Here is a 19,968-nt window from a genome sequence, read left to right on the forward strand (position 1 = left end):
AGTACGGGCAAATTCGCTCATTCATCTCAAGCCGTTTACAATTGGCGATTGACGTATGCGCTTACGATATGAATAATAAAAGACAGCCTATTTAAACATCATGCCTAAATATCTACAGAATCGAGGAGATGCTCCATGTCTATCGTACCTCAGCTTATGGAGTTTAATAAGCAATTCGTCGAGGAGAAACAATACGAGGCCTACTTAACCGATAAGTTCCCGGAGAAAAAAATTGCCATTCTCACCTGTATGGATACACGTCTTTTCGAGCTGCTGCCCAAAGCGTTGAACCTTCGCAACGGCGACGCCAAATTCATCAAGAACGCCGGCGCCATTTTGACGCAGCCGTTCGGAAGCGCCATGCGCAGCATTCTGGTAGCCGTCTATGAGCTTGGCGCACGAGAAGTGCTCGTGATCGGCCATCACGGCTGTGGTATGACTAATCTGGATGCTAAAGGCATGATTGCCAAGTTCAGCGAGCATGGCATCGATCCGCTGGCCGTACAGACGCTGGAAAATGCCGGCATCCGCATGGAACGTTTCCTCAGGGGCTTCAGCAGCGCGGAGGAAGGCGTCATGCACAGCGTGCGTATGATCCGCAATCACCCGCTGTTCCCGAAAGCCATTCCTGTTCACGGATTTGTGATCCATCCCGAGACGGGCGAGCTGGAAGTCATCGTGGAAGATTACAGGGAAGAAACTCCTCAATTGTAAACCCGCCGACTTTTCTCACATCTGCATAACGACAGGCGAGCGTTGACAGTTGCCCGTCCTTTTTAACCGGTTCGCCATTTGGCGGGCTTTTTTTTTTGCTAAAAGTTGATCACTCCTGTTGGCGATAATATCTACCTCAACCTCATGCTTCCGAAGCGGCTTTGCTTTGCAAAGCTGAAGGTCGCTCATCTTCGAAAGGCCTCGATAGAGGTTTTCTCACCTTAGGACAATTCAGAACGGGAGCATTCGCCTATCCCCCGCATATGTTGAACGATAACGGTTCTGCTTATGACGAGGGGGAATGGGGATGAGAATCGCGGTTGGGTTCATACACGGCATAGGCAGGCCGAAGCCGGATTTCCACGAGGAGCTGGCTGCCGCGATGAACAAGCGTCTATCTCTGATCTGCCCCGATATCGAGCTTGTGACGGAAGGTATCTACTGGGGAGATATTACGGAAAGACTGGAGGAGAAGCTCCTCTGCAAGCTTGCGCCTTATAAGCTGCGCTGGGACGATTGGATCGATGCCCGAGGCTTCATGGTCAGCTTCGCCGGGGATGCGATCGCCTACCAGCCTATTCCCCAAGCCGATAATCCGCTTCCCCATGAATATATTTATACCGACATCCACGAACGCGTCGCTCGCAAGCTCCAATGTCTTGCCGAACGGGCGGGGGCTTCAGCTCCCCTCTGTCTCATCGGCCACAGTCTGGGAACAGTCGTAGCCAGCAATTATCTCTACGATTTGCAGAACCGCAAGCTGCCTCCCCGCATTCAATCCATCATTGCGCATGGCAATTCTCCGCTCGTCAAAGGCGAGACCCTCTCCCATCTCTTTACGATGGGCAGCCCGCTGGCGTTGTGGACGCTTCGCTACGACGATTTTGGCAAGCCCGTCTCGGTCCCTGCCACCAAGTTCAGGTTGAAGCACGTAGGCGAATGGGTCAACTTTTATGATAAGGACGATATGATTGCCTATCCGCTCAAGCCGTTAAGCCCGGAATACGATAATGCCGTCGTCGAAGACGTCGAGGTTTGCAATCCAGGGCTCATGGCCTGGACGCCGCTTGGCTCCCATGGCGGATATTTTCGTTCGAAAGTTATTCAGGAGAGAATCTGCCAATCGCTGGCGAAGATGTATCGCAGCTTGAATCCTCAGTAGACGATGGGTATCCGTGTAGAATTGGGAACAACTTATCCCTTGTTACATGCGTCTAATCTTTTGAACGGATTGGATAAAACGGAAACGGGAGACGATGCTAATGAAGAAATGGACTACGGTATTCTTGTTGGCTTTCGTGCTGGTATGCTGCGGCTCGTCTTCCAACGTATTCGCTGATTGGAATTCGAGATTCGTCGTGTATGACGGAGGCAGTTATACGGTAACGGATGCAAAGGTCACGGAGGATCGGATTGGCAAAAAGATCGGCAAAGTAACTCATTACTCTGACCGCGAGGATACGTATCGAGGCAATTTCTCCAATACGATGCCTAAGGGCACGGCTTACTATGCCATAATCGGCGAGGATACGAGAGACACCATTGCCGTTCAGACGCCGGAGGGCGACTACATTGCCGCTGTTTATGATGGCCGCTATGCGGGGGCGACATCATGGACTTCGGTTTATGTGTGGATGGGAGCGGCTGCGGTCGTAGTCCTTGCAATCATAGCGGCGATGCGAGGTGCGAACTCCAAACAAAAGGCGAGGTGATGTCGCGTGTATATGCTTCTCCGAAAGTTGATCAGCTCGTTTGCGGCAGGGAGCGCGTGCGTGCTGTTTTTTGCAACAGCAATTAACAATGGAACCCCCGGCCAGTTCATCTCCACGCTTGGAGTCGTATCGTTCGTCGCGTACCCTGTCGTATTGTTGTACGGTACAATCGTGTCGCTTGCGCTTGAGTTTGCAACGGACAAATGGGTACCTCAGCGCGCTGCAAGAATAGGGCTGTCGGCAATTGGCCATACGTTTTTTGGCGCCTTGTTCGGTTGGCTTATGCAGTTGGACAAGCTCGAATGGTGGGTTATCGCGAGTTTTGCCGTTACGGCGCTGCTGTACTTTGGGGTGGACATGCTGCTCCGTATAGCGGAGAGGAAGTCTTGGCGCAGACTGGCGATCATTGTGATGGTGGCGATGCCGGCGCTTGCCGTCGTGGGGTTTGCGGTTGTATTTTCATAAGAGGGAGCGATGATGGAATTGGAGGCATTTATCGGTTTTTCAGGTACGTTGTTTATGCCAATTTATGCATTTTGTTTTATCGTTAGCTTTGCCGGACTGCTTCGCGCGATAAAAAAAGACGCGTCTATTGACAGGTACGTTTTCTCTTCCGGTATTTTCTTCGCTCTTATAATGTGGACGCTTAGCGCGTCGATCTTGATGGCAGGGGAATAACGAAGCTGACGACAGAGATGGCCGATCCGCCCGAAGGCAACGCTGGCGCTTTGCTTCCCGACTGATGGCCGCAGGGAGAAGGAAAGCTTAGTTGCAGCGGCTTATTTCATCCGCTCTCCTCTCTCCGTGCGACGACAAGACAAGGGGAATCTTCTTGTCACGCTTCCCTAGTCTTGCTCCGTTATGGCAAAGCCAACTTGCCCATGACTGTCGGTCGGGAGGCTCCCGTGGCTGCCGTCACATTGTTGCTGATCCCTCGCAGGAAGTCGTTACCGAGCAGGGCGAAAATAACGGCTTCCTTCGCATCGTCGGCTAAGCCCAGCTCGCCGGAGGTCAGAATCGCCTGCTCTGGTAGCAGCTCCGCAAGCTGTCTCAGCAAAGTGCGATTATGGGCTCCACCGCCGCTTACGATGACTTCGTCCAGACGGCAGCGAGGCATGACAAAGTCGCGGCATGCATTCGCGATGGATCGCGCCGTAAAAGCCGTCGCGGTCGCAACTATGTCAGCCGCCTCCAGCTCGCGTGCCTTTGCCATCTCGATGAACTCGGCCGTATAGCTGGCTCCGAACAACTCGCGTCCTGTCGACTTGGGTGGCTGCAGGGCAAAGTAAGGATTCGACAGCATCCACTCAAGCAGCTCCACATCAGGCTGGCCCTGAGCAGCCCAGGCGCCCTCGGAGTCATAGCTCATTTGACCGTCGGTCAACGTAAAGACCACCTGATCCATAATCATGTTGCCAGGTCCGGTGTCGAACGCAAACAAGTCTTCTACGCCTGCGCCTGCCGGAATAGCCGTGCAGTTGCCGATGCCGCCGATGTTCTGGAGCAGTCTCCCCTTGGACGGATGGCGGAACAGGATCAGGTCGCCATAGGGCACTAGCGGAGCTCCTTGTCCGCCAACGGCCATATCGGCCGGACGGTAATCCCCGACCGTCAGGCATCCCGTCCGCTTGGCGATGACGGACAGATCGCCGATCTGCAGCGTCGAACGAGTCAGGTACGGATCGGTCGGCGACGTCTCCGGCATATGCCAGATCGTCTGACCATGCGAGCTGATAAAAGCGATATCGCTCATCCGAAGTCCTGCTTCTCGCACGGCTTCGATCGCCGCCTCGGCGAACCGTTCGGCGATGTAAACGTTCATGCCGGCGATCTTCGCCACATCCGATGACACAGGATCGCATAGCTCCTTTAGGCGCCCCCTTAGCGCATCGTCATAAGGACGGCTATAGTAATGCACCAGCTCGACCTTCGACTCCAAGCCGCAGCCGTCAATCCGGACGACAGCGGCATCCACGCCATCCAGCGACGTGCCGGACATCAATCCCACTGCGTAGACGTACGACTTCTCTTGCTTCCACTGAAACAAACCCAATCCACTCCTTCCGCACACTTTGTTACTCGCGCACAGCAGACACGCCTCGCAGCTCCGAAAGCGCGAGCAGCATGGCGCCATGCGCCGCGTCGCGCCGCGCATCGATACATCGCAGACGCGGGTGTCGCGCCGCCATGCCCGCCTCGAACGCCGCGCGCACCTGGCTGCTCTGCAGCAGCACGCTGCCGAGCAGCGCAAGCTCGCCGCTCTCGGCGAGGCCAAGCGCTTCCGCGACGGCAGACGCCGTGTCGACGAGCGCAAGCGCGTTCCGCTCCGCGATGCGCAGAGCGGAGGCGTCGCCCGCCTCGCAGGCGGCGGACAACAGCGGAGCGAGCGCGGCGATGTCGGCTTTGTTGCGCTCCTTGGCGTAGACGAAGCCGACGAGCTCCTGCACCGTCGACAGGCCAAGCCGCGCGTAGACCAGCTCCGTCACGACGGTCGGAGCTTCGCGGCCATCCGAGGCTCTTACGACGGCGGATAGCAGATCGCGGCCGATACTGTAGCCGCTGCCTTCGTCGTCGATCAGATGGCCGAAGCCGCCGGCGCGATGTACGGTTCCGTCCGCGTTGCGGCCGTACCCGATGGAGCCGGTTCCCGCGATCAGAATCATCCCGTGGGGTCCTTCGTGGGCGCCCCACAGCGCCGTCTCATGGTCGCCCACCAGCACCAGTCTGCCTGCGAAGCCCCCCTCTCTTAAGCCTTCCGTCAATCGCCCGCTTACGGTAGGGTTGCTGATGCCGGCTGCTCCTACAGCCATCGCGACACAGTCTCCGAGGCCACCCTCGCAGACATATCCAACATTCGCAGCAATCTCATGCAAAGTCGCCTTCACGCTGGCTTCGTCCTGACCGTTCAAGTTCAGCGGGCCCGCCGTGAACCTGTGCACAACACGTCCGCTCTCCTCCGCAACCGTTACGGCCGTCTTGGTACCGCCGCCATCCAGTCCCGCCACATAACGCATGCTCGTCAACCTCCGCTTTTCCAATCTAATTATGAGAAAAACGCCTTGCGGCGATCTTGTTTGTCCCGTAAGATGGCCATGCCGGCGGCGATCTTGTTTCCCCCGTACCATAGCCACGCCCGGCTGCCGAAATTGTAACGGACACCAGCAACCCTTAGGGGAGAAATCGAACAAATTGAGATTTTAACGGACATCAGCGACTCTTACAGCTTCAAATCAGGGGCATTTCTCCCCTTTTAAGCTTCTAAGAGTCGCGTATGTCCGTTACAATCGCGGCTAACAAAAAAACAGGCGGCTAAGGGTCGAGAATGTCCGTTACATTTCCGCCCCCACCCACCAGCGCAAACCTTACCGTTTTGCAGCAAGAGGAAAATCGCCCTCTAATGTCCCCGTCTCCGCCCTCGCTTGCGATTTAAAGGGAAATCCTACCTCTAATCCAGACCAAATCGCTGTATAGGGATAGAATCACCCCGATTAAAGGGAGCTTTTCCCTCTATGCCGAGCCCCTAGCTCGATTTATCCAGATCAGAGGGAGCTTTTCCCTCTATTTTCCGATGCGATATGCGATTGGCCTCTTCAAGCCCCCTAGTCCCACTCCCAGTCCCGGTCTATCGCGCAACTCCCGACTCCCGATAAGAACAAGGAAGCAACTGCAGCGGCTAATACAAATGAAAGGCCTTCTTCCGCTCGGCAAACGCCAGGCTTTCCTCGGAGAACCTTCCCAGCAGTCCGGTCAAATCGCCCCCACTCTCCCGCACGCCCGATTCGCCGCACAGCAGATCGATAAACGGCCTGCCGTTTTCCCGCACCGGCGGCAGGAAAGAGAATGCCGGAAACATCTCCTTGATCGTAAACAGCAGCGTCAAGCCAAGCTCTACCGGCCGCAGCGCAGCCTCGTCCAGTACATGGACGTACACGCCCCGGCACAGCTCCCCTTCATGCTTGGAGAACGTCGGCTTAAAGTACGTCGGCCGGAAGTAGGCACCCGGCAGGCGCTTCGCGTTCATCTCCGCCGCAAGCTTGTCGGCGTCCACAAACGGCGCCCCGATGATTTCGAACGGAGCCGTCGTGCCGCGCCCTTCCGACAGATTGGTACCCTCGAACAGACAGGTGCCCGGATACAGCAAGGCCGTCTCGAAACGCGGAATGCCCATCGACGGCGGAATCCAGGCTCCCCTGGCACCCGTGAAGCGTTCCCTCCGATCCCAGCCTTCGCAAGGAACGACATAGAGCTCCGCGCCGAGTCCCTGCTCCGCATTCGCCATGACCGCGACTTCCCCTGCGGTTAACCCATACCTCATCGCGAGCGGATAATTACCGACGAACGATGTGAACCCTTCCTTAAGTACATTTCCCTCGACCGTCACACCATTCAGCGGATTCGGCCGATCCAACACGACAAACGGTTTGCCCGCCGCCGCGCAATCCTCTAGCGCATAAAGCATCGTATAAATAAACGTATAATATCGGGTGCCTACATCCTGGATATCATAGACGACCATATCGACGGCGTCCAGCATCTCCGGCGTCAATCGTTTGGAATCCTTGCGGTACAAGCTGTATACGGGAACGCCCGTAGCTTCATCCACGTACGTGTCGACAAGCGCCCCTGCGGCCAGATCGCCTCTCACCCCGTGCTCCGGAGAGAACAAGGCTGCCAAATGAAACTTCTCATGCAACGTATCGATCGTGGAGCGGAAGTCCGCCCCAAGCCCGGTAGGCGACGTAATAAGTCCCAGCCGCTTCCCGCGGAACCAGTCGGCGTACTCGTCCACACGATCAACGCCAAGGCGTATCGTTCCCATCTCTTTTATACTCCTCCCTCTCCGTGAACCACGCACCGGCTGCTCACGGTGAAATCCGTCGGCCTCTGGCCGCACCTCAAGCATCCCATGACTCTCTAAGCCGTCCTACGGCTCTCCTTCTGCCTTCAGCCGTGCCTCGAGACATCCCGTGACTCTCTAAGCCGCCCTACGGCTCTCATCTGCCGTTGGCCATGCTCCAATCACTTTATGCCGCGCCCTACAGCTCCGACTGGCGCAGACGCATCGTCTCCGGCGGGATCATGAACGTCTCGGCGTATTCCTTGCGCGCCTCCAAACCGCGGACGCGGGCCAGCGACTTGTAGTAGTCCATATAGTTAAACGATTTGCTGCCCGTCACGAACCAATGCGTCGACAGTGCCTCGATCCACAAATCGAACGCCTTCTGGTCGAAGTCTACATACACGTAAGGAACATAACCGACCGCATCCTCCCAATTCTCCCCATAATACAGCTTAGCCGCAAAATGTGGCGGAAGCTCGCGTTCCATCGCGCCCAAGCCGGCGAAAAACCTCGCATCGTTTACGATACGATGCGTCGTGGCATGATCCTTGTGCATGCTGTTGCAATGATGAGTAATAATAATATTCGGCTTTACCTCGCGAATGACGTCGCACACGCGCAGCCGGATCTCCTGATCGTCCGGAATTTCGCCGTCGGGAATCTCGAACACGCGCGCCTCGCCGCCCAGCATACCGGCGAAGGTATGCGCCTCGCGAATTTTTTGCTCCCGGTATTCGTTTACGTCCTGCCCCGCAGGCACGCCTCGCTCCCCGGCGGTCAGCGCCAGCGTCGCGATCTTGTCGCCCTTCAGATAGTGGCTGGCCAGCACGCCCCCTGCCACCAGCTCCACGTCGCCTACATGTGCGCCAATACCCAATATCGTAATCGGTTGTCTATCGCTCATCGTCCAAGCTCCCCTCTCATCGTGGCGAAGGTTTTCGCCGTCCTGAATCCCGCCCGCTCGTAGATGCGCAGAGCCGGGTTGTTGCTGCCTGTATACAGGGACATGTAATCCGTGCCAATTTCCTGGAAAGCTTCGCACAGCCGGAAGAAGAGGCTCGAGCCGAGGCCGTGCCCTTCATGCTCCGGATGCACTCCGATACCTGCAAAATAACCCCGGCCGTTCTCCTGTCTTACGACCGGCCCCGCAAATCCGACGGCGCGGCCATGCTGAGCTGCGATAACGACCGGCGTCCCGTCCGCGAGACTCTTGCCAATCTCCGCACGCCAAAGCGGATTTCCTAGTACTTCCAACATCTCTTCAACGCCAGTATGCTTTGTCGCATCCAGCATCTCGACGCGATAACCGGCCTTAGCCGCCGTCTCTTCCTTCGCAAGGATGCTCTCCGGCACCTCGAAGCCGCCGCTAAGCGGCAAATACATCGCGCACTGAACGGCGCGTTCGATATAACCGAGCCGCTTCAACGTCTCGTGCAGCAAGCTGCCGGCAGGCACGCCCGGAGCATTGTTATGCTCGTGCCCCGGCGTACCCGGAACGTACCATGGCAGCTGCATGGGATTAAAAAACAGCGTATCCGCATGTTTTTTCCCCAGCTCCGCAAATCGCGCTTCCATCGCGCGAACAAGCGCTTCCGCCTTGCTCTCGTCCGCGTATTCGTTCGCAAGCAGGACGCAGGTAATATAACCCGCAACATCGCCTAGCGGCAGATCGTTGCCGGAGCAACCGCAGGCAAAGCCGACGACGCGGTCCCCCTCCAGCCATACGAACGTGCACAACGGATCGAAATACGGGTTCTCCGTCAGGATTGCCGCGAATGACTCCGCTGTCATCTCCTTATAGCCATCTCTCGCGGCCACAAGATTCCATAACGCAATAACCTCGGCTGTATATCGGTCATTCCATGTTTGAAGCATCGTAAGTCACCTCCGCCAATAGCCAATAACTGTTGGTCGTTACCCCTTCACCGCGCCTACCGTTACCCCTTCCAGGAAGTAGCGCTGCAGGCTGAAGAACAGAATGAACATAGGCACGGCAGAGATCGTTGCGCCCGCCATCATCGGCGCGAAATACGTCGTATTGGCGAAGCGGAAGTTTTTGAGTCCCACCTGGATCGTCTGCATATCCATCGTGTTCGTGACCAGGAACGGCCAGAAGAACGTGTTCCACGTCTCCATAAAGGTCAGGATCGCCATAACGGCCATAACCGTCTTCGAGAGCGGCATGATGATTTTCACGAAAATCTGGAATTGGTTGCAGCCTTCCACCTTGGCCGACTCCAGAATTTCTTTCGGAATCGTGCCCATAAATTGTTTCGCCAGGAAGATGTTATAGACGGTAACCAGCGTCGGCATGATAAGAGCGCTGTACGTGTTCTGGATTTCGAAAATATTCACGATCAAAATATAAAGCGGTACTTGCGTGACCTGATAAGGGATCATCATCGCCGCAAGCAGTATGGCGAACAGCACGTTGCGACCGCGGAACTGGATTTTCGAGAACGCATATCCCGCCATCGTGGCAAATACAACGTTCGACACCATGACCACGGTAGCTACGACAAGAGAGTTGAGAATCCAGCGATACGAATATTCGCTGAAGGCGAAGAAGAACTTGTAAGACTCCAGCGAGAACTTGCTGGGCCAGATGGAATAGCTGACCGCTCCCGCTTCGACGGGATCGCCAAAGGACGACATGATCATGAAGTAGATCGGGAATATCGTCGCCATGGCGAACAGAAGAAGGAGGATGACTAGAATGGTGTTGCGCGTATATTTCGCTGTACGATTGCCTAGATGATTATTAAACAGTGCCAAAGCAGGTCCCTCCTTCTCTTAATATTCCACGTCTTTGCCCAGGAATTTGAATTGAATGAACGCGATGACGCCGATAATGGCCGCCAATACGAGCGACTGAGCCGCCGCTTTGCCGAATTCGAAATACTTGAATGCCGTATCGAAAATCAGAAGGCCGACCATCGTCGTGGAATGATCCGGACCGCCGCCTGTCATCAGATAAGCGTTCTGGAACACCTGGAACGACCCGATCACGCCGGTGACCAGCAGGAACAGCGTCGTCGGCTTCAGGCAAGGCAGCACGATGTGCCACATCTTTTGCCAGAATGTCGCTCCGTCGATCTCCGCCGCCTCGTAGTAGCTCTCGTCGATGCCGAGCAGCGCCGCGACATAAATAATGATGCTGGTGCCATGGCTGGACAGCCAGGACATGAGTACAAGCGAGAACATGGAGGTCGAGCTGGCGCCCAACCAGTTCTGGCTAGGGATGCCCAACATCCCGATCAACTGGTTCAGAATGCCGCCGGGAAGCGGATCGTAGATCCAGAGCCATACGACGGACAGGGCGACGCCGGAAGCGACCGCCGGCAAGTAATAGATCGCCTTGAAAGTCGTCTGCGCCCACTTTTTGAGCGGCATGATCGCGATCGCGACCGCGAACGATATGATTAATGCAACCGGGACAGTCAGCACTGTATAAACGAGCGTATTCATGATCGCTTTCCAGAACAGCTCGCTGGCGAAGATGCCCGAGTAATTGTCGAATCCAATGTATTCCGAGCCTAATGGCCGGTATTCTTGAAAGCTGACCAAAAAGGCGCTCACGACCGGATAAGCCGTGAACAGCGCATAGACAACGAGCGCAATGGCGATGAAAGCGTAGGCCCATGCCCCATCTCCGCGATTAAGTCGATTCTTGACGTTTGACGCACGAGCCATAGTAAGACTCCTTTCCCTTGCCGCGTTACTTCTTTTAAGAGATCGTTCAAAAAGTCCGCTTTTGATCACGTAGTATCCCTGCAGCTATAAATTCGGATAGCCGCCTCGGCATGAGAGCGGCTATCCGAGCGAAATTCATTAATCTTGCACGACTCCGTCCGCTCCGAAGGCCTCGATAGCGCCTTTTTTCACGGCATCGTACATCTCTTGAGGCGTAATCTCGCCTGCAAGCAGCGCTTGCAGCTTCGGAATGACAACCTCGTTCTCCAGCTTGATCGCCTTGGAACCCAATTCTACAGGGATGTCAGGACGGGCAGGAGCTGCATGCTCCAACATCTTATCGACAGCTGCGATATTGTCCGGATTGCGATTCGACTCCATGCTGGCTGCCGCTTCGCGGGCGCTCTTGGTAATATGCGCTGCAAACAGGTCATTATTCGTTGTTGCGGCTACCTGACCGCTGGACAGGAAGTAAGCCGCCTTCGCGATATTCGCTTTATGCTCATCTGTTGGATCCTTTTTGCCGCGGAAAGCGACATAACCGTCAACCACCGCATGGGAGACCGGCTCTTGACCTGCAAAGGATGGGAGCGGCAACGCGATATAGTCCACTTTGATGCTGCCTTCAACCGCGCTTCCGTCCTTCGCGTCGATCTTCGCGTTGTTTTTGTTCGCGGAGTTTTCGAAAACGGCAAGACCTTTGCCCGTAATCATCGTCTGTCCCGTCAAGAACATGTTCCAGCGTTTGCCGGCGTCAACGGAGCTGAGCTCCTTCGGCATGGAGCCGTCGTCGATCAATTCGCGAACCGCGTTCAGAACGGTCAAATAGTTTTTGCTTGTGTATGCGTATTTCAGATCCTTTGTAAATGGAGACGGCATGCCCGCGTTTTTCACCAGAATGCTGAGGTAGTCCTTGGAGGCTACGCCAGCCGTAGCGAATACGAAGCCGTAACGCGACGTCTTGTCGCCTTCCTTTACGACGCCTTTTTTGATGGCCTCGCGGAATTCATCGTACGTCCAGCCTTCTTGCTGCACTTTCTTCCAGTCGACGCCGGCTTCTTCGAGGAATTGCTTGTTGCCGCCGATGGAGTGTACTTCCATGTAAGCCGGCAGACCGTACAGACCGTCGCCGTTTTTCATGTAAGCAAGCGCCGCTTCATCGTAGTCCGCGATCATGTCCGCGCTTACCAGATCCTTGATGTCCAGCAGCATGCCCATCTGGGCGTATTTCGAGATGCCGTCGGAGCCGATAAAAGCAAGGTCCGGAGGGCTGCCCGCGTTTACTTGCGTATCCAGCTTCTGAGTCATGTCTTCCCAGCTGGCAGGTTCGATTTTCAAAGTCAGGTTCGGATACAGCTTGTTAAAGTCGGCTTCCATCTGCTTAAAGTTTTCTTGATACGTTGGGGATACCGGCGGCAGAAGCGCCGTGATGGTGTCCTTCGCCTCCGATGCTCCGCCGTTTGCAGTGTTAGACGGCTTCGCCGTTTGGGCGGGCTCGTTGTTGTTCCCGGAGCCGCAAGCGGAGAGCGTTCCTAAGGATAAAGTCAGAGCAAGCACAGATGCAGCAATTTTAGTTTTACTTTTCATTGCCAAGATCCTCCCTTTATTTGAAATTCTATATATACGATCCGTCCCAGGCGAACCGCTGTACCTCCTCTGATAAAAGAGCAGCGGGTCCGTTTGCGAAAAAGTTGAAGAACATTATAAGGATAAATCTATAACGTTCTTCCCCTTCGCGCAAACCTTACTTCACTTGGGAACAGGCACGTATAGCCCTCTTAAGGTTGCCGCCGCAGTTCGCCAGCACTTTCTTCGCCTCTTCGGCTCCAAGCCCGGACTTGATCATCATGATCGCCAGCTTGCAGTCGAGTTCGGACTGTCGCAAGTATTGCTCCGCCGTAGCTTCGTCCGTCCCAGTCGCCGTCCTGATGATTCGGAGGGATCGGTCGAACAGCTTCTTGTTGCTGGCCTTGAGATCGACCATCAGATTGTTGTACGTCTTGCCTAGCTTCACCATCGTGGTGGTCGTCAGCATGTTCAGTACAAGCTTCTGGGCCGTTCCCGCCTTTAATCTCGTGGAGCCTGCGATTACTTCCGGGCCCACCACCGGAGCGATGGTAATGTCCGCCGCCTCCGACAGCTTCGTGTCCTTGTTGTTTACGACGCCGATCGTGACAGCTCCCAACTCGCTGGCTCTGCGAAGCGCTTCGATAACGAAGGCCGCGCTGCCGCTCGCCGAGATTCCGATGACCGCGTCCTTGCCCGTCACGCCGATCTGATCAATCAGCGCCCTGCCTTCATCGCCGTCATCCTCGCATCCTTCCACGGGGATTCGCAGCGCCTGATCGCCTCCGGCAATATAGCCCTGCACGAGCGATGGATCCACGCCGAACGTCGGCAGACATTCCGAAGCATCCAGCACGCCTAACCTTCCTGACGTTCCTGCTCCGATATAGAACATTCTTCCGCCAGTCGACAGCGCATGATGAAGCGCTTCCACGGCCAACGCAATGCGAGGAATTTCCTGCCTCACCGCCACGTGTACCTTGGCATCCTCCTGGTTCATGAGCTCCAGCATGCCTTCGGTGGACAATTCGTCGATCATCCCGGTCTCGGGGTTGATCCCTTCCGTCGTCAAGCTTGCAAGATAGTCCTTCATCGTGATTCCCCTTACGTGATCATGTTTGGACAAGTTGCTGTCCATGTGATCGAATTCCACCCTGTTGTCGACGCTGCCCATATTGCTAGTATGGTTATTGTCTTCAGTGTCATTCGTGATGCGTTTGTTGTTGTTGTTCATGACTCTATATTAAGAATTTATTTCAGCTCCGTCAATAGTTTTTGAAATATTATTTTATACTGTCATAAAACATTGGCATTTTATATCACAATTTGCGCGAGAGGCACAAATGCCGTCGAACCTTTGGCGGTGCGGCTTTCCGGCCATCATCGGGGTAAGCGCATTCATCATTTAAAGTTTAAAATTTCCAACTTGTCCTTAAGAAAATACGGAACTGGATTGGTCGACAACAGGCCATACCCGAACGAATGTCGGGACGGCGGATGACGGGATGACGGGACATGGGGATGCTGGGATGACTGGACAGGATGACGGGACATGGGGACGGCTGGGATGACTGGACCGACGGGACGCGTGACGCTGGGATGACGGGATGACGAGATGACGGGACGACGGGATACGTCGCCGGAACGCCGGGATGGGTCGCCAGGGCGGCGGAACGGGACGCCAGGACGGGATGCAGGGACGCCGGGATGACGAGATGCCGGGACATGGGGATGCTGGGATGCCTGACAACTGGATGCCGGGATGCTGGGACGCGGAATGACGAGATGGCGGGACGCTGGGACGGGGCTCTGGATACCGGGACGCCCGGACGACTGGATGCCGGGATGTCGGGACGGGGCGCTAGGATGTTGTAGGGACGGGACCACCGGGACTACAGGATGACGGACGGGTCGCACAACATGGAAGCTAAACTCCGCTAAGCTACTTTACAGCAGGTCACTTCAGTATGAATTGTGCAAATATACTCAAATATTTAAACTGAAGTCTCTCCCTGGTGGTAAATTGTACAAAAATACACAATTCACGTTCCATTTCGCCTATTTAGTCACTTCTCGAGGCTAAAATTAGGGATAAATGTACAAATTCACGAATCTCTAATTCGTATGTAAGCTAATTTGTGTATTTTCGTACAATTACCACGTACTCTTTGATTACCTCACTGACGAAAGTCACCAACATGCGCCAATCCTTCTCTTATAGAACGCCCCCTTCTCCTCCTCCGGCTCAACCAAACAGCGCTTATGAAAAATTAATCCGGGTTCTGCTGCCAAGTATTGCTCCATGGCCTGAGCAGCAAAAACACTCCAGCCTGCAGGCTGGAGTGTCGTTCATGATCGCTATTGGGGAGCGTTACCTTCTACGCTTGTTAGAGATGATGCTTCTGCTCTTGGAGAGATACTTTTTGACCTGCTGATAGTCCGCGCTTGCCACGCCGGCGAACAGCATATCGATAATCGTGAGCATCGCGATGCGCGATCCCATGGCGCCGCTGCGAATGGAAATTTCCGGCGTCGATATGCTCAGCAAAGAATCCGCCTTGTCGGATAGTTCGCTTTTGCTGTATTTCGTGATCGCCACAATATGAGCACCGTTTTTTTTGGCTATTTCCAGCGAGTCGAGTATTTCCACCGTGTCTCCGGAATTGGATATAAAGATGGCGACGTCCTCCTTGGTCAGCAAGGAAGCGGCCGTCAACTGGCTATGGCCATCCGTAAAAGCATGACAGATCTTGTTGATCCGCGTAAACTTCTGCTCGGCGTCCTGAGCCACCAGCCCCGACGCGCCAATACCGAAAAACATCAGACGTTTGCTGGACTGCAGCGCCTTGATGGCACGAGCTACCGCAGGGCGGTCAAGCACGCTAAGCGTATCCTCGATGGAACGCACATTGTTGCGTCCGATGTTGGAGATGATCGTACTAAGGTCGTCGCCAGGCTGAATGTCGCTATATTGTTCGCCGCTGTCTTCGTCCATGGAGCCCAGCGACGCAGAGATGCTGACGATAAAGCTGCGATAGCCGTTATACCCCATCGTCTTGCAGAAGCGCAGCACCGAAGCGTCGCTTGTTTTGCTGCCTTGCGCAAGGCTCTTGATCGACAAATGCGGAATCTCTTCCTTATTCGCAAGGATATATTCCGCCACCAGCCGTTCGACCGGGGTCAGACTATCCTTTCTGTCGCGGATCTTGATTAGTACGTTATCGTTTATCGCCATATGACGTTACCTGCCGTTTCGTAGGTTTTGTCGCCACTAAGAAGCTGTTCTGGATAGTCTGGCCGGGAGCTCGGAAGCTCGGAAATTCCATTGTGGTTAAATAGTATACGGATTCCTGCCAAATTACAAGTGTTTGCATCGGATATATGACATATATCGAGTGACGAGTTTCATAAAATATTATTTTAAAATATTATTATCATTTTGAAGTAAATATTGCAACTTTTATTGCCTGAAATTCTTGTAGCATGTTATAATGGGCACCAATTGACGTGCATCTACGCCATTATGATGAATCATAAACGAGCAAAGGATGAGGGACATGGGAACAGCATTAAAAATTGCCATTATCGGGGCAGGAAGCACCTATACCCCAGAATTGATGGAAGGCATTATTAAACGCAAAGACAATCTGCCGCTGACGGAGCTGGTGCTTATGGATATCGACGCGCGCAAGCTCGAGATCGTTGGCGGGTTATGCGAACGCATGGTACAGGCAGCGGGAATGAACTGCAAAGTCGTTAAAACGATGGAGCTGGATGAAGCTCTCCAAGGAGCAAGCTTCGTGCTCGGCCAGATTCGCGTCGGCAAGCTGCCCGCTCGCGTGCTGGACGAGAAGATACCGCTCAAGTACGATCTGATCGGTCAAGAAACATGTGGAATCGGCGGCTTCTTTAAGGCGATGCGCACGATCCCCGTTATGCTCGACATCGCGAAGCGCATGGAGCAGCTATGCCCTGACGCTTGGCTGATTAACTTCTCCAATCCCGCGGGAATCATTACGGAAGCGATTTTGAATCATACGAATGTCAAAATGCTGGGACTATGCAATGTCCCTTACAATATGTACAAGAGCATTCGAGAAACGCTTCAATTGCCAAACGCGGATCTGACTTACGTCGGGCTCAACCATCTGAGCTGGATTACAGCCATTGAGCAGGACGGCAAAGACTATCTGAAGGACGCTCTCGAGATGGGGCTCAACAGCGAAGCAATGAAGAACATTCCTTCCAGCGGCTTTAGCCAGGAACTGGTGCAGCTCGTAGGCGCTATTCCTTCCTCCTATATGGAATATTATTATTTCAAGGACAAAAAGCTGAAGCTATTGAAGGACAGCGAGCAATCCCGCGGAGAGAAATGTATGGACATCGAGGAAGAGCTTCTGGGCATCTACTCCAATGCAGAGCTGCATGAAAAACCCGAGCTTCTGGCCTCGCGCGGCGGCGCCAACTATTCCGAAGTCGCGATCAGCCTCGTCGATGCCATCTACAACGACAAGCAGGAGGTCCATGTCGTGAATCTGCTAAACGGCGGAGCGCTGGACTTCATGGAGCATAACGACGCCATTGAGGTAGCTGCAGTCATAGGCAAGGATGGCGCGAAGCCGCTTGTTATCGAAGACTTCGACAACCGCCATATTATCGACTACATGCGGATGGTGAAAGCCTACGAACGCGAGACAGTCGCCGCGGCCGTCGAAGGCAGCGAAGAAGCCGCCATGCGGGCGTTGATGATGAATCCGCTCGTTGGCGATTATAATACGGCGCTGGCTTGCTTTAGGGAATTGAAGGAAGCGCACAAGGAATATCTGCCCCAGTTCAAATTCGAATAACGCAGGGAGGAGTGGGAATCGTCATGAGCAAGTACGTCATCGGCGTCGACGGCGGCAATAGCAAGACGGATTATTATTTGTTCGACCTGAACGGAACGCTTAAGGATCATATCAGATCCGGCACCTGCAGCCACGAGCAGTTCCCGGAGAGCTACGCCAAATCTTACAGCGTTATGCATGAGCAGATATCGACACTGCTTGCACGGGGCGGGTTGTCCTTGGCGGATATCGCGGCAGGAGCGTTCGGTCTAGCAGGCGCGGACATTCCTTCGCAGAAGGCGCAGCTGAACGCCGTTATCGAACGTCTCGGCTTCACTCGCTTCGCGATGGACAACGACGCCTTCCTCGGCATCAAAGCGGGGACGTCGCACGGCTACGGCATCTGCTCCATCAACGGTTCGGGCGTCTCTACCTGCGGCATCTCGAAGAGCGGCAAACGTCTCCAGGTCGGGGGAGTCGGCAGCGAGCTCGCCGGCGACGAGGGCGGCGGCTTTTATCTGACGAGGCGTGTTCTGCGCGCCATCTACGACAGCTTCTACCGCCTGGGCCCGGAGACTTCCATGACGGAGCCCGTCATGGCGCTGATCGGCGCATCCTCGAAGGAGACGTTTATGGATCGTGGACTTGAAGGTTTGGTTGCCCGAAGCTTGCCGTATACCGAGATCGTGACGACGCTTCTGGCAGCTGCAGAACAAGGCGATGCTGTCGCGTCCGGCATCGTCGACCACTCGGCCCGCCAGCTTGCCTATTCTACGGTCGGCTGCTTGGGGCATCTCGACTTCGACGACGATAAGCCTGTCGACATCGTGATGGCCGGCTCCGTCTGGGCGAAAGCAGCTTCGCCGATTATGCGGGATCGTTATATGGGGTTCGTCTCGGGCTTGACCGGCCAGGAATGCAGATTTGTTTTACTGCAGGAGCCGCCAGCCGCAGGAGCCGTACTTTGGGCGCTTGAGCTTGCGCTCGGCGCACCTGCCGATGACGCGCTTCGCGCCAAGGTGATCGAGGCGGTACGCTGACTTCAAGCAAACATACAAGGTAAAACGGCTGTCGCCGTCCTATGGCGGCCCGGAGCGTTTCATTTCGAGAAATATAGAGAAAGGTTATCCCGCGTTCGTTCACCGAAATGAACGAATGCTGAGGATAACCTTTTTTTACGGCGATTATTCGTGCTTCATTACATCTGGTTAGATGAGTCCCGACTCCTTTAACAAACGCTGAACCATGACAGCTGCCTGCGCACGGGTCAACTTGGTCCCAGGCGCGAGCTCCCCCTTCGGCGTGCCGGAGAGAATGCCGGTCGCAAGCCCCTTATTCAGCGAAGTCTCCGCCCAAGCCGAAGCTTGAGCTGCGTCCGGGAATCCGCTCAATGGATCAGCTCCAGCGTCTGCAGTCAACCCCGTCCATCTCATCGCATTAGCGATCATCATCATGGCCTGTTCGCGCGTTACGTCATCGTTCGGGCGGAATGTTCCGTCCTCGAACCCTCCGATTAAGCCATATTCATAAGCTGTCCCTATTGCCCCGGCATACCAGTCTCCTTCGCGGACGTCGGAGAACTTGCCGATACCGGCTTGCGTATTTTGGCCAAGGCCTAGCGCCCGCACCAGAATGGCCGCAAATTCCGCTCGCTTAATGGAACGATCCGGAGCGAACAGCCCCTCTCCTATTCCTTCGATGATCAAGCGCGATCCCATATCAAGGACGGCGCTGCTCGCCCAATGCCCCTTCATATCGTCAAATGCCGCCTTGTATCCGATCAATGCGTAATCGCTGTTGGTCAGGCTGTTCATCACACCTGCGTATATCCCGTTATTCACCAGCATCCGGGTCGGTATATGCCTAACCGTTCCGTCGGGATCGATGACAACGCCCGTAGACATCAACCTGCGGTTAACCCCATTTGGAATGAAAATGGTCCGCTCAACATAAGCCGCAAAGTTGTTCGCTTCGATTTCCAGGTCGCCGGCTTTGACCCATACCGCAAAATGAACCGGAGGCGCGATGACCTGGAAGTCTCCAACTTTAGCTCTTTCCCTTAGCAGACGGACGATACGGTCATTCGAAGGGGCGATTTCGATACGCACGACGGCATCCTCCGCCCGAACGTTCGGTCCCAGTTGCTCCAGCAACGCTTCCAGGCCCAACAGAGACGCGTCGATGGCATACGATGCAAATGCCGTGCGCAATTGGATCTTGCCACCTCTGTCGATCAATGCCTTCAGAAGTTCCATGCCCAGCTCTGCTGCAAGTACGTCGCTCTCCGCATCCGCTTCAATCTCGAGGACTGTCCCCTGCGAATCACCGGCCAGCGTCTGGTTATCCTTGTTCCAATCAATGGTCACCGTTGTTACTTTGCGGCCTTTACCGTCCGTAGTACTGGTGATGTCCGCATGTCCCTGCTTGCCGTTGATGAGCAAGCCCTTCTCTTCTCCGGCAGCTGGAGTCGGTGTTGGCGTCGGGTAGACCGTCCCGCCTTCATTAGGAGTCTCTGTCACCTGAGCCGTCCACTTCGCGTACAACGTCACATTGCCCGTCACTGCAGTAGTGAATACATACGGCTCCGTCAGTTCTTCGTCGGTGTACCAACCTCCGA

General features: G+C 54.9%; 17 protein-coding genes. 6 read left to right on the forward strand and 11 right to left on the reverse strand.

Annotated elements, in window-relative coordinates:
• Window positions 1-135: 135 nt before the first annotated feature.
• The 4 genes from PAT3040_RS04530 (at window position 136) to PAT3040_RS04545 (ending at window position 2,891) form a co-directional block, all read left to right on the forward strand.
• The gene (locus PAT3040_RS04530; protein ID WP_087572175.1) at window positions 136-714 is read left to right on the forward strand and encodes a beta-class carbonic anhydrase; all 579 of its coding nucleotides are present in this window, start codon (window positions 136-138) and stop codon (window positions 712-714) included.
• A 307-nt stretch (window positions 715-1,021) separates the two neighbouring features.
• Entirely contained in the window at window positions 1,022-1,876 is an 855-nt protein-coding gene (locus PAT3040_RS04535) for a lipase family protein (RefSeq protein WP_108991695.1), read from the forward strand.
• Between the two features lie 100 nt (window positions 1,877-1,976).
• Window positions 1,977-2,426 carry a hypothetical protein gene (locus tag PAT3040_RS04540; protein ID WP_108991696.1) on the forward strand — a complete coding sequence of 150 codons (450 nt, stop codon included), beginning with the start codon at window positions 1,977-1,979 and terminating at the stop codon, window positions 2,424-2,426.
• 60 nt (window positions 2,427-2,486) lie between these two features.
• Window positions 2,487-2,891, forward strand: a complete 405-nt coding sequence (locus tag PAT3040_RS04545) for a hypothetical protein (protein ID WP_181376435.1) — start codon at window positions 2,487-2,489, stop codon at window positions 2,889-2,891.
• 394 nt (window positions 2,892-3,285) lie between these two features.
• On the opposite strand, the gene PAT3040_RS04555 is transcribed toward PAT3040_RS04545, so the two are convergent.
• The 10 genes from PAT3040_RS04555 to PAT3040_RS04600 all read right to left on the reverse strand — a co-directional run bounded on the left by PAT3040_RS04555 (window position 3,286) and on the right by PAT3040_RS04600 (window position 15,760).
• On the reverse strand, window positions 3,286-4,473 hold the full coding sequence (locus tag PAT3040_RS04555) for an anhydro-N-acetylmuramic acid kinase (protein ID WP_258234829.1): 1,188 nt from the start codon (window positions 4,471-4,473) through the stop codon (window positions 3,286-3,288).
• Window positions 4,474-4,501: 28 nt separating this feature from the next.
• Window positions 4,502-5,440 (reverse strand): N-acetylglucosamine kinase, encoded by a 939-nt coding sequence (locus PAT3040_RS04560; protein ID WP_108991699.1) that lies wholly within the window; start codon window positions 5,438-5,440, stop codon window positions 4,502-4,504.
• Window positions 5,441-6,099: 659 nt separating this feature from the next.
• Window positions 6,100-7,245 (reverse strand): exo-beta-N-acetylmuramidase NamZ family protein, encoded by a 1,146-nt coding sequence (locus PAT3040_RS04565; RefSeq protein WP_108991700.1) that lies wholly within the window; start codon window positions 7,243-7,245, stop codon window positions 6,100-6,102.
• 217 nt (window positions 7,246-7,462) lie between these two features.
• Complete coding sequence (locus tag PAT3040_RS04570; protein WP_087572756.1) at window positions 7,463-8,170, reverse strand: PIG-L deacetylase family protein; 708 nt, start codon at window positions 8,168-8,170, stop codon at window positions 7,463-7,465.
• Window positions 8,167-9,141 carry a GNAT family N-acetyltransferase gene (locus PAT3040_RS04575; protein WP_108991701.1) on the reverse strand — a complete coding sequence of 325 codons (975 nt, stop codon included), beginning with the start codon at window positions 9,139-9,141 and terminating at the stop codon, window positions 8,167-8,169. The genes PAT3040_RS04570 and PAT3040_RS04575 overlap by 4 nt, the downstream gene beginning before the upstream one ends.
• A gap of 39 nt (window positions 9,142-9,180) precedes the next feature.
• Entirely contained in the window at window positions 9,181-10,041 is an 861-nt protein-coding gene (locus PAT3040_RS04580) for a carbohydrate ABC transporter permease (protein ID WP_108991702.1), read from the reverse strand.
• Between the two features lie 18 nt (window positions 10,042-10,059).
• The gene (locus PAT3040_RS04585) at window positions 10,060-10,959 is read right to left on the reverse strand and encodes a carbohydrate ABC transporter permease (protein ID WP_087572759.1); all 900 of its coding nucleotides are present in this window, start codon (window positions 10,957-10,959) and stop codon (window positions 10,060-10,062) included.
• 138 nt (window positions 10,960-11,097) lie between these two features.
• Window positions 11,098-12,546, reverse strand: a complete 1,449-nt coding sequence (locus PAT3040_RS04590; RefSeq protein ID WP_108991703.1) for an ABC transporter substrate-binding protein — start codon at window positions 12,544-12,546, stop codon at window positions 11,098-11,100.
• Between the two features lie 157 nt (window positions 12,547-12,703).
• Window positions 12,704-13,618: an N-acetylmuramic acid 6-phosphate etherase gene (murQ, locus tag PAT3040_RS04595; RefSeq protein ID WP_087572764.1), complete on the reverse strand. Its 915-nt coding sequence runs from the start codon at window positions 13,616-13,618 to the stop codon at window positions 12,704-12,706.
• Window positions 13,619-14,896: 1,278 nt separating this feature from the next.
• Complete coding sequence (locus tag PAT3040_RS04600; protein WP_087572761.1) at window positions 14,897-15,760, reverse strand: MurR/RpiR family transcriptional regulator; 864 nt, start codon at window positions 15,758-15,760, stop codon at window positions 14,897-14,899.
• A 322-nt stretch (window positions 15,761-16,082) separates the two neighbouring features.
• Here PAT3040_RS04600 and PAT3040_RS04605 point away from each other — a divergent pair, with 322 nt between their 5' ends.
• Both PAT3040_RS04605 and PAT3040_RS04610 read left to right on the forward strand, forming a co-directional pair.
• Window positions 16,083-17,372: a 6-phospho-beta-glucosidase gene (locus PAT3040_RS04605; protein ID WP_108991704.1), complete on the forward strand. Its 1,290-nt coding sequence runs from the start codon at window positions 16,083-16,085 to the stop codon at window positions 17,370-17,372.
• Between the two features lie 23 nt (window positions 17,373-17,395).
• The gene (locus PAT3040_RS04610; protein ID WP_108991705.1) at window positions 17,396-18,391 is read left to right on the forward strand and encodes an N-acetylglucosamine kinase; all 996 of its coding nucleotides are present in this window, start codon (window positions 17,396-17,398) and stop codon (window positions 18,389-18,391) included.
• Between the two features lie 168 nt (window positions 18,392-18,559).
• Here the strand turns inward: PAT3040_RS04610 and PAT3040_RS04615 are convergent.
• Window positions 18,560-19,968 (reverse strand): S-layer homology domain-containing protein (locus tag PAT3040_RS04615; RefSeq protein WP_181376436.1); only part of this gene is annotated, 1,409 nt, incomplete at its 5' end.

Source organism: Paenibacillus agaridevorans, assembly GCF_003112455.1.
In the GTDB taxonomy this organism is placed as follows: domain Bacteria; phylum Bacillota; class Bacilli; order Paenibacillales; family Paenibacillaceae; genus Pristimantibacillus; species Pristimantibacillus agaridevorans.